The sequence below is a fragment of the Dysgonomonas termitidis genome (assembly GCF_042654545.1).
GTDB classification, from domain to species: domain Bacteria; phylum Bacteroidota; class Bacteroidia; order Bacteroidales; family Dysgonomonadaceae; genus Dysgonomonas; species Dysgonomonas termitidis.
This window is the reverse complement of the sequence record NZ_JBHSGN010000232.1, coordinates 1-681: the sequence shown is the minus strand read 5'-3', so window position 1 is coordinate 681 and position 681 is coordinate 1. Positions and strand designations below refer to the sequence as shown.

Sequence of the window (681 nt, the reverse complement as noted above, 5' to 3'; positions counted from 1 at the left end):
TTCCGCTCTTCCGGCGCCTTGACGATCCAGTGGTAGCCTTTACGGGTTGCACCGGGCTTGTCCCTGTCCACTACCGGTATGAAGGTTTCATCCATCTGGATGTAATCCGATGCCAGCACCTGTTTCCTGAGTTCGAGGTATAAGAGTTCCAGCAGGCAGGCTGAACCGGCATTCCAGCCGTTAACGGTAGAAGCGGCCAGTTTTATGCCTTGCCGGCTGAAGATGTCGATCTGACGGTAATAGGGAAGGTGATCCTGGTATTTGCTTACCTGCAGGTGTGCCAGCAGCGACGCTCCTGCGTTACTCTTTGGCAGCGGCAGGGACGGAAGTTCCGCTATAACCACGCCCTGATGGCCGGCCAAGGCATATTTCTTGCGGATAATCCTGCGCACATACAATGTTCCCGGTGTATATTCCAGTATCTCTGTCACTTCCTGACCGATGCAGGTACTTCCTGCGGGTATCGGATCGGGTTCTATGATTTCTTCTTTACGTTCCAATCCGGCTGGCAGTTCCTGGCGTACCGGTTTAGAGGAATTTTCCTTTCTGGCCTCACGTTCGTAAGTAATGGTTTGACGCAACTCTTCAACCAGCGCCTTTTCTTCTTCCGGCAGGCTGTCAACACCCTCGAAGGCCAGGCTCAGCTGGTTGGGATCTTCCTTTACATAGCGTTCAGACGAA

General features: G+C 53.2%; 1 protein-coding gene. It reads right to left on the bottom strand.

What is annotated here, in order from left to right; all coding sequences use genetic code 11:
* Window positions 1-681: IS66 family transposase (locus ACFO6W_RS26410; protein WP_380002177.1), on the bottom strand; the 681-nt coding region annotated here is incomplete at both ends.